This is a genomic window from Streptomyces sp. NPDC101234, from assembly GCF_044767525.1.
Lineage (GTDB): Bacteria > Actinomycetota > Actinomycetes > Streptomycetales > Streptomycetaceae > Streptomyces > Streptomyces sasae.
Genome location: NZ_JBIWOA010000014.1, coordinates 84989 through 100303, shown reverse-complemented (window position 1 = coordinate 100303; position 15315 = coordinate 84989). Strand labels below are relative to the sequence as shown.

The 15315-nt window shown below is 71.3% G+C and carries 13 protein-coding genes; 5 read left to right on the top strand and 8 right to left on the bottom strand.

Annotation, left to right across the window (positions count from 1 at the left end; translation table 11 throughout):
* Position 1: 1 nt before the first annotated feature.
* Both ACIRR9_RS25570 and ACIRR9_RS25565 read right to left on the bottom strand, forming a co-directional pair.
* Complete coding sequence (locus ACIRR9_RS25570) at positions 2-991, bottom strand: CorA family divalent cation transporter (protein WP_403755971.1); 990 nt, start codon at positions 989-991, stop codon at positions 2-4.
* Positions 992-1105: 114 nt separating this feature from the next.
* Positions 1106-2452, bottom strand: coding sequence for a PucR family transcriptional regulator (locus ACIRR9_RS25565; RefSeq protein ID WP_403755968.1), 1347 nt, complete (start codon positions 2450-2452; stop codon positions 1106-1108).
* A gap of 111 nt (positions 2453-2563) precedes the next feature.
* Between ACIRR9_RS25565 and ACIRR9_RS25560 the strand changes: the two genes are divergently transcribed.
* The 5 genes from ACIRR9_RS25560 to ACIRR9_RS25540 all read left to right on the top strand — a co-directional run bounded on the left by ACIRR9_RS25560 (position 2564) and on the right by ACIRR9_RS25540 (position 9283).
* Positions 2564-3022, top strand: coding sequence for a nucleoside deaminase (locus ACIRR9_RS25560; RefSeq protein WP_403755965.1), 459 nt, complete (start codon positions 2564-2566; stop codon positions 3020-3022).
* Positions 3015-3995 (top strand): isopenicillin N synthase family dioxygenase, encoded by a 981-nt coding sequence (locus ACIRR9_RS25555; protein WP_403755962.1) that lies wholly within the window; start codon positions 3015-3017, stop codon positions 3993-3995. The genes ACIRR9_RS25560 and ACIRR9_RS25555 overlap by 8 nt, the downstream gene beginning before the upstream one ends.
* A gap of 190 nt (positions 3996-4185) precedes the next feature.
* A complete protein-coding gene (locus ACIRR9_RS25550) occupies positions 4186-5574 on the top strand; it encodes a condensation domain-containing protein (protein ID WP_403755959.1) in 1389 nt (462 codons plus the stop codon).
* Between the two features lie 71 nt (positions 5575-5645).
* Positions 5646-7736, top strand: coding sequence for a hypothetical protein (locus ACIRR9_RS25545; RefSeq protein WP_403755956.1), 2091 nt, complete (start codon positions 5646-5648; stop codon positions 7734-7736).
* Entirely contained in the window at positions 7736-9283 is a 1548-nt protein-coding gene (locus ACIRR9_RS25540) for an ABC transporter substrate-binding protein (RefSeq protein WP_403755953.1), read from the top strand. Before ACIRR9_RS25545 ends, ACIRR9_RS25540 begins: the two co-directional genes overlap by 1 nt.
* A gap of 95 nt (positions 9284-9378) precedes the next feature.
* Here the strand turns inward: ACIRR9_RS25540 and ACIRR9_RS25535 are convergent, their stop codons facing one another.
* The 6 genes from ACIRR9_RS25535 to ACIRR9_RS25510 form a co-directional block, all read right to left on the bottom strand.
* Entirely contained in the window at positions 9379-9729 is a 351-nt protein-coding gene (locus ACIRR9_RS25535; protein WP_403755950.1) for a hypothetical protein, read from the bottom strand.
* A 25-nt stretch (positions 9730-9754) separates the two neighbouring features.
* Positions 9755-10849: a c-type cytochrome biogenesis protein CcsB gene (gene ccsB, locus ACIRR9_RS25530; RefSeq protein ID WP_403755947.1), complete on the bottom strand. Its 1095-nt coding sequence runs from the start codon at positions 10847-10849 to the stop codon at positions 9755-9757.
* Positions 10846-12561 carry a cytochrome c biogenesis protein ResB gene (locus ACIRR9_RS25525; RefSeq protein ID WP_403755944.1) on the bottom strand — a complete coding sequence of 572 codons (1716 nt, stop codon included), beginning with the start codon at positions 12559-12561 and terminating at the stop codon, positions 10846-10848. Before ACIRR9_RS25525 ends, ccsB begins: the two co-directional genes overlap by 4 nt.
* A gap of 3 nt (positions 12562-12564) precedes the next feature.
* Positions 12565-13338, bottom strand: coding sequence for a cytochrome c biogenesis CcdA family protein (locus ACIRR9_RS25520; RefSeq protein ID WP_123975100.1), 774 nt, complete (start codon positions 13336-13338; stop codon positions 12565-12567).
* Position 13339: 1 nt separating this feature from the next.
* The gene (locus ACIRR9_RS25515; protein WP_403755940.1) at positions 13340-13930 is read right to left on the bottom strand and encodes a TlpA family protein disulfide reductase; all 591 of its coding nucleotides are present in this window, start codon (positions 13928-13930) and stop codon (positions 13340-13342) included.
* Positions 13931-14018: 88 nt separating this feature from the next.
* A complete protein-coding gene (locus tag ACIRR9_RS25510; RefSeq protein ID WP_403755937.1) occupies positions 14019-15269 on the bottom strand; it encodes a hypothetical protein in 1251 nt (416 codons plus the stop codon).
* Between the last annotated feature and the right edge of the window lie 46 nt (positions 15270-15315).

The window sequence follows — 15315 nt, the reverse complement described above, 5'->3', positions numbered from 1 at the left end:
CCTATTCGTCGTCCCGCAGCCGGCGCCAGATCCGGCTGCGGTGCAGCAAGAAGAGCGAGCCGACCACGGCGACCATCTGGAGTCCGACGGCGAGCAGCCAGAACTCGTCCCTGGTCTCCAGCCGGTTCGTCAGGAACTCGAAGTTCATGCCGAAGAACCCGGTCAGGAACGACAGCGGCAGGAAGATCACCGACACGATGGCCAGCCGGTTGATCACGCCGTTCTGTTCGCCCGCGACCAGCGAGCCGTAACTGGCGAAGGCCCGGCGGGTGGCGTCCTGGAGGGACTCGATGTCCGCGAGGACCAGGCGCGCCGCGCGCTGGAACTCCTGGGCGAGCCGCTGCCGGTCCTCCGGGAAGTCGCGGCTCATCATCCTGCGGGTGATCACCTCGTCGACCCCCTGGAGGTAGGGCAGCAGCGCGTGGTGCAGGACGGCGGAGTGGCGGCGCAGCTGGGACAGCCGGTAGATCTGCTCGGGACGCCGCCCCTGGAACATGTCGTCCTCCAGCTCCTCGACCTGGAGCAGCGCGTGCACCGCGGCACGGCGGAACGTCGTGAGCGCCTCCTGGAGCAGCAGGAACAGCGTGGCCACGGCGTCGTGGGGCCGTTCCCGCCGCACCTGGGCCGTGATGTCCCGCTCCAGGCCGGCCCGGCGGCCCCAGTGGGCGATCACCAGGAAGCGCTCGGTGGCCAGGACGTGCACATGGACGACCTGTTCGTCACGGACCACCGGCACGACGAACCCGGCGGTGCCGCCCAGGAACTCGGCCCGTGCGGACGCGTCCCTCGTGCCGAACCACTCCAGGTCCTCGTCGTCGAGTCCGAGCCGACGGGTCGGCGGTTCCTCCGCCGGGCCCTCCGCCGGGCTCTCCTCCTCGGGCAGTTCGACACCGAGGATCAGGAACGGATCCGTGGCGAGCCGCCGGCGCGCCTCCGCCACGGAGATCCGCGCGGTGCCCCCGTCCGGCACCGACACCATCGTCACGATCATCGCCTCACCGCCCGTGGCCCACGGTCCCAGCGTGCGGGCGCTCCGCGGCCCCCGCACCCGGGTGCGCTCGTGTGCCGCGCGGTACGACCCCGAACGGGTGAGGTCCCGGTGCCCTCAGGCCACCGTCCGCAGCCCGCCCGCCGCCGCCGTGCCCGTGCCCCGCACCACCCGGTGCGCGCAGGCCGCCGTGAGCAGTTCGCCCAGCAGGTCCGGTTCGTCGATCTCCAGGCCGAGCAGGGACTCGATGCGTTCCAGGCGCTGGTAGAGGGACTGGCGGCCGATGTGGAGGAGGGCGGCCGTGCGGGTCGGGGAGCAGCCGTGGCGCAGATGGGTCTCCAGGGTGCGGACCAGGTCGCTGGGGTGGGCCGCCTCCCAGTCGAGCAGCGGGCCGAGGGTGTGCCGGACGAGGGCGGCGAGGCGTTCGCGGTTGGCGGCGACCCCGCCCCGGGTGAGCTCGCGCTCCAGGGCGAGGGCGCGGGCGGAGGTCACCAGCGGGCCTTCGGGGGCGGCGGGTTCGGCGGGCGGCACGGTCAGCGCGAGTTCGAGGGTGGTCCGGGCCGCGCGCAGCGTCTCGCTCCAGTGCAGCCAGCCGCCGGCCGCCTCGACGGCATGCCCGACGGCGACGGTGAGCCCGGGCCCGGCGACCGCACGGAAGGCCTCCTGGACGGCACGGACGGGGTCCCCGCAGCCGAGGCCCCCACCCGCACCCGCGCCGACACCCGCACCCCTGCCACCCCGCCCGCCGCCGGCACGAGCACCGTCGGCAGAGCCACCCCGCCCGCCCGGCAGCGCGACCAGTGCCAGGACGTCGCCGGGGAACGCCGCCCGCAGCACCGCCGTTCCGCCCAGCAGCCGTACCGCCCGGTCCACCGGTCCGGTCTCCCGTGTCCCGTGCACCGACACCCCGATCAGCCGTGCCCCGGGCCCCGGACGGAACCCGGCGAGCGCTGAGCGGGCCTCCACCTCGGGCTGGTTCAGGGCGGCCCGGTCGGCCAGGTCGGCCAGCAGGGCCGCCGTGTGGTCGTCGCCCCAGGGCCGTAGCACCGACCGCCCGGACAGTCCGCGCGCGACGATCGCCCGGTTCGCGGCCTCGGCGATCCGGACGAAGGGCACCACCCGGTGCAGGGCCAGCAGGGGCAGGCCCAGCCGGCGGGCCTCGTCGGTGACCTCCGTGGGCATGGCCGGCAACGAGCGGCCGACCTCCACCGCGAGCCCGGCGGCGCCGCGCGCGGCCAGCTCCCGGACGTACCGGCGGCGGACCTCGTCACCGGCGTCGGTGAGCCCGAAGCCGTTGGTGAGCAGCAGTTCGCCGCCGTCGAGGAAGTTGGCGCCCTCGTAGACCTCGCTGGAGTGGACCCAGCGCACGGGGCGGTCCAACGCGCTCTCCCCGGCGAGCAGTTCGGGGCGGGCCGCCCGCACCGGATCAAGAGCGAGGACTTCACGGAGGGTGAGTGCGGGCACGGGGACCTCCAGGGTGCCGGTCGCGGCGCTGACATTTCGTCCGGCCGCGGGTTGCCCGGAGGCTACTTTCCGCACGTTGCCCTCGTGTTTCGACCACAGGAGAGTGGAGACATGAAGTCTTTGGATCAGTCGCAAGCCCGCGCCTGGCTCGCCACCGCCGTCGCCGAGGCCCGCGCCGGACTCGCCGAGGGAGGCATCCCGATCGGCGCCACGCTCTACGGCGCCGACGGCGCACCGCTCGGCCGCGGGCACAACCGGCGGGTACAGGACGGCGACCCCTCGATGCACGCGGAGACGGCCGCCTTCCGCGCGGCGGGCCGGCAGCGGACGTACCGGGGCACCACCATGGTGACCACCCTGTCGCCGTGCTGGTACTGCTCCGGACTGGTCCGCCAGTTCGGGATCTCCCGGGTCGTGATCGGCGAGGCGGCCACCTTCCACGGCGGCCACGACTGGCTCGCCGAGCACGGCGTGGAGATCGTCCTGCTGGACGACCCCGAGTGCGTCGCCATGATGCGCGACTTCATCAACGACAACCCGGCCCTGTGGAACGAGGACATCGGTGAGTGACACCAACAGCCCCAGCCCCCGTATCCCCACCGTCGACCTGCGCCCCTGGCTCGACGGTGACGAGGACGGCCGGCGGGAGACCGCCCGTACCGTCGACGCGGCCCTGCGGACCGCCGGCTTCCTGCTCGTCACCGGGCACGGGGTCGAGGACGAGCTGCGCAACGCCGTACGGGAGGCCGCCCGCGCGTTCTTCGCGCTGCCGCCCGAGGTGAAGGCGGCGTACGAGGTGAAGGTCGGCGGGCGCGGCTGGCTGGGCCCGAAGGCAGAGGCCAACGGCTACTCGGAGGGCACCGAGACCCCGCCGGACCTGAAGGAGTCGCTGACCTTCGCGACCCACGAACCCTTCGACGACCCGGCCGTCAACGCCGAGTGGTACGCGCCCAACGTGTGGCCGGCCGAGGTGCCGGAGCTGCGCACGCTCTGCGCGGAGTACCTGGAGCGGATGGCCGGGCTGGAGAAGGAGCTGCTGTCCCTGCTGGGGTACGCGCTCGGGCTCGAACCCGACTTCTTCTCCCGGCACATGGACCATCCGACGTACGGCTTCAACATCAACTGGTATCCGGGCACGGACGTGATCGGCGAGGCCGAGCCCGGCCAGTTCCGGATCGGGCCGCACACCGACTTCGGGACGGTGACCATCCTGGACCGGCAGGCCGGCAAGGGCGGGCTGCAGGTGTACACGGACGACGGCGGCTGGGAGGACGCGCCCTTCGACCCGGCCGCCTTCACCATCAACATCGGTGACCTGATGGCCCGTTGGACCGGCGACCGGTGGCGGTCCGGACGGCACCGGGTGCTGCCGCCGCCCACCGACGCCCCCGCCGAGGAGCTGATGTCCCTCGTCTACTTCGGCGAGTGCACCCCGGGCACGATCGTCGAGTCCGTACCGGCACCGGTCGGACGGGTCGCGTACCCGCCGGTCGACTCCCATGTCTATCTGCGGGAGAAGCTGGACTCCATCACCGTCGGCTGAGCGGCCGTCGCCTGATCGACCGGCGACTGGTCGACCGGCGACTGGTCGACCGGCGACTGGTCGCTTCCGTGTTTGAGCCGCCATCCGTTCCGTTGAAAAGCACGGACACGGCATGTCCCGGCCGGACCGCCGTCCTTCCCTAGTAAAGGGCCCACGGCTCCGTGGGCCCTTCACCGTGATCGGAGACGGCGTGCGCATCACCGACATCCAGCGCTGCGAGGTCCGCCCGGGACGGCTCGTCGAGTGGACGCTCAGCCCGGCGACCGTCGAGACCGCGCGGACGCTGCCGGACGACTCCCGGCCCCCGGCGTACATCCAGGAGTCGCACATCCGCACCGCCAGGTCCGTGCGCGAGGACGGGCTGTCCGTGCCGACCTGGCTCGGTACGGCCTTCGACCTGCCCTTCCGGGCCGACCTCGACACCCTCCAGGAGGCCCTGCGCGCCTGGACGCTGCGGCACGAGACCCTGCGCAGCGGCTTCCGCTGGGCCGGGGACGAGCTGCGCCGGTTCACGCTCGCCCCCCACTCCGTGGCACTGCACCGCGAGGTGGTCGGCGACTTCACCGACGCGGACGCCCTGGTCCGCCACCTCCAGCACCGCTTCGACGCCGTCGCCGACGCCCTGCGCTGGCCCAACCTCATCTACGCGGCCGTCGTCCGCGCCGACTCCACCAGCGTCTATCTGGCCTTCGACCACAGCAATGTCGACGCCTACTCGCTGCAGGCGCTCCCCGCCGAGATCCACGGCCTGTACACGGCCGGGGCCGACTCGGCACACGGGCCGGCGGCCAGCTACGTCGACTTCTGCGAGATGGAGCGGGCGGACGCGGACCGGCTCGACGACGGTCACGACATCGTCGCCCGCTGGCGGGAGTTCATCCGGCGCTGCGAGGGGACGCTGCCGCGCTTCCCCGTCGACCTCGGCGTGCGCCCCGGCGACCCGCTGCCCCCGCAGAAGATGCTGTGCGAGCCGCTCGTCGACGCGGCGACGGCCGCCGCCTTCGAGGCGTACTGCCGGCCCTACGGCGGCAGCCTCGTCGGCCTGCTCGCCGCCACCAGCCTGATCGTCGGGGAGATCGGCGGGCAGTCCGTGTACCGCACGGTCGTGCCGTTCCACACCCGGATGAAGTCCCGCTGGTCGGAGTCGGTCGGCTGGTACGTCGGCGGCGCGCCCCTGGAGGTCCCGGTGGCCGCCGACCTCCCGGCCGCGCTGCGCTCCGTACGCGCCGGGCTCCAGACGGCCCGGCCGCTCGCCCGGATACCGCTGGCCCGGGTGCTGCAGCTGCTCGGCACCGACTTCCGGCCCACCTCGCCCGACCTGTACTCGATCGTCTCCTACGTCGACACCCGAGGCGTCCCGGGATCCGAACGGTGGGCCGAGCTGAAGACGTACGGACTGCTCCGGGTGTCGTACGGCGACCAGCTCTGCGCATGGGTGCAACGGCTGCACGAGGGGCTGTGGTTCGCGAGCCGCTTCCCGGACACCGACATCGCGTACAAGAACCTGCGGCTGTACGTCGAGCGGCTGCGCGACGTCATCACCTCTGTCCCTGCGGCCGTTCCGGGGCCCGTTTCGTAACCATACGGACATCACTCGATCTGGCCCGAAGCAACTCCCTCTTCCTACACTGGCGTTGAGGGGGAGATGCCTTGCACAGACGGTTGCACGGGCGTGGGGCGCTGTTCGACGTCGAGCCGGCCGGGCTCGTTCCGAGAATCGTCGGGTTACGGCCGTACCAGCACCGTGCCCATCCCCTCGAACACCCCGGCGAGCTGCCCTTCGTGGTGCTGACCGGGGCACGGGGACTCGGCAAGAGCGCGGTGCTCGGCGAGTTACGGGAGGCCTACAAGGGCCACACCCCGGTCGCCCTGGTCGACTGCGCGGAGGCGCAGTTCGCGGGGCCGCCCGCCGAGCGGCCCGCCGAGTCCTGGTCGCCGGTCGCGCAGGCGCTGCTGGTCGTCGCCGAGCAGCTGGCGGAACCGGTGACCGGGGCCGGGCGGATCACGTTCCCGCGCCTCATGTCGGGGCTGGTCGCGGTGGCCGCCGGCGGCTGGCGCGACGCCGACTCGGAGCGGATCCGGCGCGAGGTGGAGCGGATCCTGCTGTTGAACGAGAGCGGCTCGTGGATCAGCGGGTTCGCGGGGCGCTGGGCCGGAAAGGTCACGGCGAAGGTGGTCGCCGCCGCGACCGGCACCGGCCCGCTGGTCTCCGGGGCCATCGAGGCCACCCTGGAGTCGATCGCCGAGGGCTTCACCAGCCGCAGGCACCAGAAGGCCTCCGTCTGGTACCGGACCTATCCCAACGCGGGCGGCCACGCCCAGCGCGGACTGATGCTCCTCTCCGGGCACTTCCGCGCGGGCGGCACCTCCCGCGAGCACGCCGAGCGCTATCTCGTACGGGCCTTCCTCGCCGACCTGACGGAGGCGTACGCGGGCGTGCTGCCGCGTATGCAGCGCCTGGGCCGCCCGCTGGTGCTGGTCGACAACGTGCAGACCGGGCCGGGTCCGGGGCTGGTGGAGGCGGTGCTGCGGGACCGTGCCGACGGGGTCGCCGACCAGGTGGCGTTCGTCGCCGGGCTGCGCGGCGACGGCCGGGAGCTGCTGCGGGGCGGGGTACGGCGGGAGCTGGCCGAGGTCGCCCGGCGCAGCGAATGGACGCCGGACCCGGCCGTGCCGTCCTCACGGGCGCTGCTGGTCGCGCTCCGGCCGCTCTCCCCCGATGACACCCTGCACCTGGTCGCCGCCCCGGCCGCACCCCAACTCCCGCACGCCGTACACCGATTGACCGGCGGGAATCCGCTGGGCATCGCCCTGCTCGCGGAGGCGGCCGCGCAGCACCCGGACCGGACCGGCTCACTGGGCGAGCTGCTCACGGCCGAGGTACGGCTGGCCGAGGACGGTCCCGCCGCCCCCGTGTACGTCCAGCTCCTCGACCGGCTGGTCCCGAAGGACCGCCTCGACGAACTGACCGTCCTCGCCGCCGCCCACGACCACGACTCGGCGTGCGCGCTGGCCGCCGCGCTCCTCCCGGAGGACTTCGGCCCGGCGGACGTACGGGCGCTGCAGAGCCGGCTCGTCCGCGAGGGCCTGCCGGTCGTGCCGGGCCAGTTCGTGGGCGACCCCTTCGTCCGGACCCTGCTGCTGCTGCGGCTCCATCTGCGGGACGCCGACCACGGCGGCTGGCGCACCGCGCACGAGACGCTGATCGCGCACTACGCGGAACACCTGGGCACCGACCGGCTCGCCCGCTTCCGGCTGCACCACGAACTGGCCCTGGGCCGGACCGAGTCCGCGGTCGCGCACCTGCGCGACGGCTTCGCGCTGCTGGACGCCCGCAGCTGGCTGGACACCCTGCGCTTCATCGCCTCGGCGCCCTACTTCCACGCCCATGACGCCGAGGGCCACGACTTCACCGGCCACGGCGACCGGCGGACGGCGGTGGCACTGGGCCGCACGGACGCGCGGCAACGGGTGCCGGGCGGCGTGGACGCCGTACTCCAGCTGCGGGTACGGCGGTTGCTGCACGCGGTGTGGCAGCTCGCCGATCCGCTGGTCCTGCCCGACCCGCGGGTGGCCGACCGGCTGCGCTTCGAACTGGAGCAGCTGTCCAACCTGCGGCCGGCCGGCAACGCGCTGCTGTGGCGGGCCTCCCGGGACTGGCCGGCGGCGGCGCTCGCGGGACGGCCGCCGGCGGATCCGGACGACGACGAGGGTGACGACGAGCGGAGCGGGGTGGCGTGATGGCGCGGCGGGGCGTGGGCACGTGGTTACGTGAGGGCGTCTGGGAGATCCCGCTGCGCCGGTATCTGGCCCTGCTGGTCACGATGGGGCTGCTGGCCGGCCTGTTCTTCGGGGTCCGCGCCCTCACCCACGACGACCGCTCCTGCGCGCCCGGGGTGGCCCGGCCGGAGGGCAGCGACGAGTGCGTGGGCGTGGCGACGACGGCGTACGACTTCGGGCATCCGCAGCTGCGGGCCACCGTGCGGGCCATCGCCAAGGAGAACGCCCGCCTGAAGGCGGGGAGTTATGTGACGGTGGCGGTGATGCTGCCGTACACCTCGACGGCGGCGGCGAACCTCGCAGACATCCAGCACGAGCTCCAGGGCGCCTATCTGGCCCAGTACCAGGCCAACCACGCTTCCAACGGACAGTCCCCACAGATCCGGCTGGTGATGGCCAACCCCGGGGCGACCAGCCAGTACTGGCAGCAGATGGTCGCGCAGCTCGCGAAGATGACCGGGGGCACGGACCGGCTGCGGGCGGTGTCCGGGGTCGGGCAGAGCACCGACAACAACAAGAAGGCCGTCAAGGAGCTGACCCGGCTGGGGATTCCGGTGGTGGGGTCGTCGATCACGGCGGACGACCTGGCCAACGGGCAGGGTGGCAAGGACCCTTACCCGGGGCTGGCCAGGGTCTCCCCCACCAACACCGACGAGGCCCATGCCCTCGCCTCCTTCGCCAAGGTCAACGCGGGCCGGGCGCTGCTGGTGTACGACAAGCCCGGCGACCCGTACACGCGAACGCTCCAGACGTCGTTCGCGGCGCTGATCAAGGGGTCGCCGTACGAGTCCCAGCCGTTCACCCCGCCGGCCGACCGCAGTCAGGAGGGGACGACCGCGAACACGTTCCGGCAGATCACCAACCTGATCTGCGACACCTCGCGGACGACCGACACGATTCTCTTCGCCGGCCGGCACACCCAGTTGGGGCAGTTCATCAACGCGCTGGGCGGACGGGGTTGCCAGGACCGGAAGTTCACGGTGCTGACGGGGGACGAGGGGTCGTATCTGACGGGTGAGAAGAACCTGGACCGCGATGCGCTGCGGCACAACCTGGCGGTCCGGTACACCGCCCTCGCCCATCCGGACGCGTGGGGGAAGAACAGTCCGAGGACGGGGGGTTCCACGGCCGACACGGAGACGCTCACGCAGCTGCTGCAGAGCGCGGCGAAGTCGCCGGTGGGGCCGATCGGGTCCTACGCCCTGGAGGACGGGCAGCTGATCATCGCCTACGACGCGATGCGGCTCGCGGTGCACGGGATCCGCGAGGCGGTGCCGGAGGGGAAGTCCGTGCCGGCGTTGGCCGATGTGGGGTTGCAGTGGCCTCAGGTGAAGGGGTCGCTGCGGGTGGACGGGGCGAGTGGGTGGATCTGCCTCGATGTGCACGGGAATCCGTACGACAAGGCGGTGCCGATCGTGGAGTTGCGGCCGGGGGGTGGGTCGAGGTTCGTGACCATCGCGTGGCCGGAGGGGAAGCCGCCCAGTGCGGAGTGTCTGCCGCCGTCTTAGGGTGCGGGCCCGGTGGGGGCTGAGCGCCCAAGCGGCGGAGCCGCAAATTGACACAGCCCCGCGCCCCTGAAAACTCGGCGCTTCGCGCCTTGTCTTCATGCCACGGATGCGACCAGACGTTCGAATCGGTGCCGCCAGTCCCGCTCCGTCGCCGTCTCCCCCGGGAACTCGTGCGTGAAGCGCAGGATGCTCGCCGTCTCGCCGTCCGGCTCCAGGTGGAAGCGGATTCTGCCGCCGGGGTCGACCGTGTACTCGGCCATGCGGTCGACGTCCCATGCCGTGATCGTGCCGGTGCCCAGGTCGCCGAGGGTGATCGTGCCGCCCAGTCTCGGTTGCAGGACGTCCGCGGGGGTGAACCAGGTGGCCAGGCCCTCCGGGGTGGAGAGGCTGGGCCAGACCTGGTCCATCGGCCTCGGCAGTCGTATCAGCAGCTGAAGGACGGCCATGGGACCAGTGTGGCCCCTGGACGGGTCAGACGCCCGCGTAGGAGTGCTTGCCGGTGACGAAGATGTTGACGCCGTAGTAGTTGAAGAGCCAGCAGCCGAAGGCGATCATCGCCAGGTAGGCGGCCTTGCGGCCCTTCCAGCCGGCGGTGGCGCGGGCGTGCAGGTAGCAGGCGTAGGCGACCCAGGTGATGAAGGACCAGGTCTCCTTGGGGTCCCAGTTCCAGTAGCGGCCCCAGGCGCTGCCCGCCCAGATCGCGCCCGCGATGATCGTGAAGGTCCACAGCGGGAAGACGGCCGCGTTGACGCGGTAGGCGAACTTGTCGAGGGACGCCGAGGCGGGCAGGCGCTCCAGGACCGAGGTGGCGAAGTTGCCGGGCTTGCCGCCGTTCTCCAGCTTGCTCTCGTACGAGTCCTTGAACAGGTAGAGGATCGTGGCGACCGCGCCCACGTAGAAGACCGCGCCGCAGAAGATGGCCGTCGAGACGTGGATGTAGAGCCAGTACGAGTGCAGGGCCGGGACCAGCGGCTCGCTCGCCGTGTAGAGGACGGTGACCGCGAGGCCGAGGTCGAGCAGGACCGAGGTGATCAGGAAGAGGCCGAGCCAGCGGACGTTCTTCTTCAGGGCCAGCAGGGCCAGGTAGACGGCGACCGCGACCGTGGAGAACGTGATGTTGAACTCGTACATGTTGCCCCACGGCGCCCGCTGCACGGAGGCCGCGCGGGTGGCCACACCCGCCAGCTCCACGAGGAAGGCGAGGACCGTGAGGGAGATCGCGATCCGGCCGTAGAGGTCGCCCTGCTCGTCGCCGCCGTGCGCGCCGGGACCGTCCGGGACGTCCCGCGCGCCCGCCGCGGACCGCACGACGACCTGCGGACGCTCCAGTACGGCGGTGCCGCCGGCCTTCTTGACCGTGACGGCGGGCGCCTTCTTCGCCGCCGTGTCGGTGGTGAGCGCGTTGGCGGTGCGCGCGACCCGGCTGCGGCTGCCGAGCAGCCACTCGAAGATGTAGGCGAAGAAGGCCAGCGTGTAGACGGCCATCGAGGAGTAGATGAGCGTGTTGCTCATGCTCGCGAGATGCTCGTTGGTCGCGGCGAGCGTGGTCACGGCTGGGGAAGTCATCGCTTCTCAGGCCCTTCGGCAGGTACGACTTCGGGGTTGGGGGAGGTGACGGATTCGTCGTCTTCGGCGTCGGGGGCCCCTGGCGCCTGGTCGTAGAGGATTCCCGCGAGGTCGCCCAGTTCCTCCGGCACCTTCGCGGACTCGCTGCGGCCCAGCCCGGCCATCTCGACGACGGTGACGCCGTCGGGGCCCGGTACCGCGCGCACCCAGACGCGGCGGCGCTGGATGAACAGCGAGGCGGCGAGGCCGAAGATCGCGGCGATCGCGCCGGCCAGCGCCCAGCTGCTGCCGGGCTCCTGGACGATCTCGAAGCCGGCCCATTCCTTGACGTCCTTCTCGAACGTCACGGACCCGGCGCCGTTCGGCAGCTGCATGGTCTGGCCGGGCTTCAGGTTGTCCCGGAGCTGGGCGCCCTTGGAGTCCTTGAACTCCTTCATATGGGTCTTGTCCAGCTGGTACACGCTCTGCGGGATGCCCGAGTCGATGCCGAGGTCGCCGTGGTACGGCGTGAGGTTCAGCACCGGGTTCTGCAGCGACGGGAAGGCGGAGAGCACCGAGGAGCCGCCGCCGTAGGTCGGCAGGAAGAACAGGGAGATGCCGAGCTGTTCGCTGGTGCCCTGGGCGTTCTTGTAGCCGTCCAGCACCTTCACCACACCCTGGGAGGTGATGTTGGCGTCGAGCGGGAGCAGCGGGACCGCGTCGCGGTAGACGATGTCGCCCTTGCCGTCGCGGACCGTGATGACGGGCGCGTAGCCGTGGCTGACGAGGTAGACCTTGGCACCGTCGATCTGCAGCGGCTCGTTGACCTTGATGGTGGTCCGCGTCGACTTGCCGTAGGCGCCCTTGCTGTAGTCGATGTCCGCGTCGAAGGTGACCGGCGTGCCCTTGCTGGGGCCGCTGGTCTGGTAGCTGGCGCTGAAGTTCCTCAGGTTGAAGCTGAACGGCACCAGGTCGTCGGTGCTGAACATGGAGCCGGACTTGAAGTCGTCGTACTGGCTGAGGGTGTTGGCGAACCCGTCGCCCTCGACGACCAGCTTGGTGCCGTCCGACTTGTACATCTGGCCGGAGGCGAAGGCGACCAGCAGCACGATCAGCGCGATGTGGAAGATCAGGTTGCCGAACTCGCGGACGTAGCCCTTCTCGGCGGCGACCGCGTTCCCGGCGATGTGGGAGCGGAAGCGGCGCTTCTTCAGCAGCCTGAGGGCGGCCTCGCGGACCTCCTCGGGCGCCGCGGTCGTCCGCCAGGTCGTGTACGCGGGGAGGCGGTCGAGGCGCTTGGGGGCGCCCGGCGGGCGGCCGCGCAGCTGGCCCACGAACTGCCAGGCGCGGGGCACGATGCAGCCGATGAGGGAGACGAACAGCAGGATGTAGATCGCCGAGAACCACACCGAGCTGTAGACGTGGAACAGGCCGAGCTTGTCGTAGACCGGCGACAGCGTCTTGTGGGCCTTGCGGAAGTCGGCGACCTTGGAGATGTCGGCGCCGGTCTGCGGGATCAGCGAGCCGGGGATCGCGCCCAGCGACAGCAGCAGGAGCAGCAGCAGCGCGACCCGCATCGAGGTGAGCTGCCGCCAGAACCAGCGGGCCCAGCCGATCACCCCGAGGCCGGGGACGATCGACGGTTCCTCGACGGGGGCGGTGGAGAGCTGGGAGCCCGCCTCGCCGAGTTCCCGCCGGTCCTGCTCGGTGTTGTCGGTTTCGGTCTTGCTCATGGATCAGATCCCCACAGTGAAGCCGGCGGACCAGGACTGCATGTCCTGTACGAGGCGGTCCCAGGCACCCGTCAGGAGCAGCAGACCGGTCACGATCATCATCGTGCCGCCGATCCGCATCACCCAGACGTAGTGCCGCTTGACCCAGCCGAACGCGCCGAGCGCCTTGCGGAAGGCGACCGCCGCGACCACGAAGGGCACGCCGAGCCCCAGGCAGTAGGCGACGGTCAGTATGGCACCGCGGCCCGCGCTCGACTGCTGGGAGGAGAGGGCGAGCACGGAGGCGAGGGTCGGGCCGATGCACGGGGTCCAGCCGATACCGAACAGCGCGCCGAGCAGCGGAGCCCCGGCCAGTCCGGCGGCGGGCTTGCGGTGGAAGCGGAACTCGCGCTGGGTCATCCAGGGCATCAGGCCCATGAAGAAGATCCCCATGAGGATCATGAGGACGCCCAGCACCTTGGAGAGCACAGGGCTGTTGGCCTGGAGCGTGTCCCCGAAGTAGCCGAACAGGGCCCCGCTGGAGACGAAGACGGCGGTGAAGCCGAGGACGAAGAGGGAGGCACCGGCGACCATCCGGCCGCGCCGGGCCTCGCCCAGGTCGGTGCCGGTGACCCCGGTGACGTACGAGAGGTAGCCGGGGACCAGGGGCAGGACGCACGGGGAGAAGAAGGAGACGAGGCCGCCGAGCAGGGCGACGGGCAGGGCGACCAGCAGCGCGCCGTGCAGCACGGTCTGGTTCGGGTCGGTCCCCGCGGCGAGCGTGGTGAGCGCGCTCACGTCACTTCTCCGCGAGGACCGGGTCGATCATCTCGCGCAGCCGGTCCTCGCTGAGCGGGGACAGCGAGCGTGCGGCGATCTTCCCTTCCCGGTCGAAGACCAGGGTGGAGGGCACCGTCTGGAGGTTGAGGGTGCCCTTCTTGAAGCGCAGCAGCATCCGGCCCGTCGGGTCGTACAGGCTCGGATAGGTGACGCCCTGCTGCTTCTCGAAGGCGACCGCGTTCTGGACGCTGGTGTCGCGGGTGTTGATGCCCACGAACTGCACGCCCTTGGCGCCCAGGTCCTGGTAGACCTTCTCGAAGTTCGGCGCCTCGGCACGGCAGGGGGCACACCAGGAGCCCCAGACGTTCACCACGACGACCTTGCCCTTGTAGTCGGCGACGTCGAGCTGCTTGCCGTCGACGGTCTTGCCGGACAGGTCGGGTGCCGCGGCCCGCTCCCCCTTCTTCGCGGTGGAGATGCCGTCCGAGCCCATGACGAAGTTGGTGTCACCACCGCCGCCGGAGGTGCCGCCGTTGCCGCACGCGGACAGGGTCAGGGCCGCCGCGGCGGCCGTGGCGCCGAGCAGGACGGCGCGGCTACGGGTACTCATGTGAAAAGTTTCGCATGCCCGTTCTGGGGATCTTGCGCACCCCCCTCGGTCCGGGAAAGGTCCAGGAAAGGTCCGGGAATGCCGCCTTTCAGGCCGCGGCGCCCTGCTTGAGGAAGGTGTTCCAGCCGCCCGCCGGCCGCTGCCCGACGTCCAGCGTGCGCAGCTTCGCCAGCACCGCCGGCTTCTGTACGTCCATCCAGTCCACGAACTGCCGGAAGGAGACCAGCCGGACGTCGGCGCCCTTCTCCTTCTCCTGGGCGATGTGCTTGAAGGCCGCCTCGACGGAGTCCATGTAGATGCCGCCGTTCCAGTGCTCGAAGTGGTTGCCTATGAAGAACGGCGCCCGGTTCGTCGTATATGCACGCTCGAATCCCGCTATGTACGCACCTGTCGACTGCTTCCGCCAGCCCGGGTAGTTGTAGGCGGGGGCCTTCGTCGAGTTGACCGACTGGTTGGCGAGCATGTTGTAGTCCATGGAGAGGACCTCGAAGCGGCGGCCGGGGAACGGCACCTGCTGCAACGGCAGATCCCAGACGCCGAGCTTCTTGTTCGGCCACACCTGGCGGCCGCCGGGCGAGGAGGCGTCGTAACGCCAGCCGAGCGAGCGGGCGGTGGGGAGCAGGTTGTTCTGGCCGAGGAGGCAGGGGGTGCGGCCGCCGACCAGTTCCCGGTCGTAGTCGAAGGGGAGGGAGGGCAGGTCGGTCCAGCCGGTGTTGGTCCGCCACTCCTTCACGAACGCCTTGGCCTGCCGGATCTCGCTGCGCCACTGGGCCGGCGTCCAGTTGCCGACGGTGCCGTGGCCGGAGCAGAAGTGCCCGTTGAAGTGGGTGCCTATCTCGTGGCCTTCGAGCCAGGCGCGGCGGACGTTGGTGAGCGTCGACTTGATGTGCTCGTCGGTGAGGTAGCCGATGTCGGAGGCACCCCGCGGGTTGTTCGGGGGCTCGTAGAGCCGCTTCTTCGACTCGGGCAGCAGGTACAGCCCCGAGAGGAAGAAGGTCATCGACGCGCCGTGCTCCTTGGCCAGGTCCAGGAAGCGCGGGAAGAGGCCGTTGCCGACCTCGCCGGCGCCGTCCCAGCTGAAGATCACGAACTGCGGCGGGGTCTGGCCGGGCTCCAGCGGCTCGGGGGCGGCGGGCTGGTGGGGCTGTTTGCCGCTGCGGGAGGTGGAGCCGTCGCCGAGGGGGTGGGCGGTGACGGTCGGCTTACTGCTTGACGGCTTGCCGGCACCCTTGGCATGGGCTCCGTCGGACGGTGTGGCGGTGCCGCAGCCGGCCAGGCCGACTCCGGCCGCGGCCCCCGCACCGATGCCGAGCATTCCCCTTCGGGTGAAGGTCCCCATGGTTCCCCGATTCGTCACGTTCTCTGGTGGTCACCCAGTCAGAGGG

What these genes read in the sequence shown, in the direction of transcription:
- ACIRR9_RS25540 (WP_403755953.1), top strand. Translation starts at nt 7,736, where the DNA reads ATGGCGCGGCGGGGCGTGGGCACGTGGTTACGTGAGGGCGTCTGGGAG.
- ACIRR9_RS25510 (WP_403755937.1), bottom strand. Translation starts at nt 15,269, where the DNA reads ATGGGGACCTTCACCCGAAGGGGAATGCTCGGCATCGGTGCGGGGGCC.
- ACIRR9_RS25570 (WP_403755971.1), bottom strand. Translation starts at nt 991, where the DNA reads ATGATCGTGACGATGGTGTCGGTGCCGGACGGGGGCACCGCGCGGATC.
- ACIRR9_RS25525 (WP_403755944.1), bottom strand. Translation starts at nt 12,561, where the DNA reads ATGAGCAAGACCGAAACCGACAACACCGAGCAGGACCGGCGGGAACTC.
- ACIRR9_RS25560 (WP_403755965.1), top strand. Translation starts at nt 2,564, where the DNA reads ATGAAGTCTTTGGATCAGTCGCAAGCCCGCGCCTGGCTCGCCACCGCC.
- ACIRR9_RS25515 (WP_403755940.1), bottom strand. Translation starts at nt 13,930, where the DNA reads ATGAGTACCCGTAGCCGCGCCGTCCTGCTCGGCGCCACGGCCGCCGCG.
- ccsB (WP_403755947.1), bottom strand. Translation starts at nt 10,849, where the DNA reads ATGACTTCCCCAGCCGTGACCACGCTCGCCGCGACCAACGAGCATCTC.
- ACIRR9_RS25535 (WP_403755950.1), bottom strand. Translation starts at nt 9,729, where the DNA reads ATGGCCGTCCTTCAGCTGCTGATACGACTGCCGAGGCCGATGGACCAG.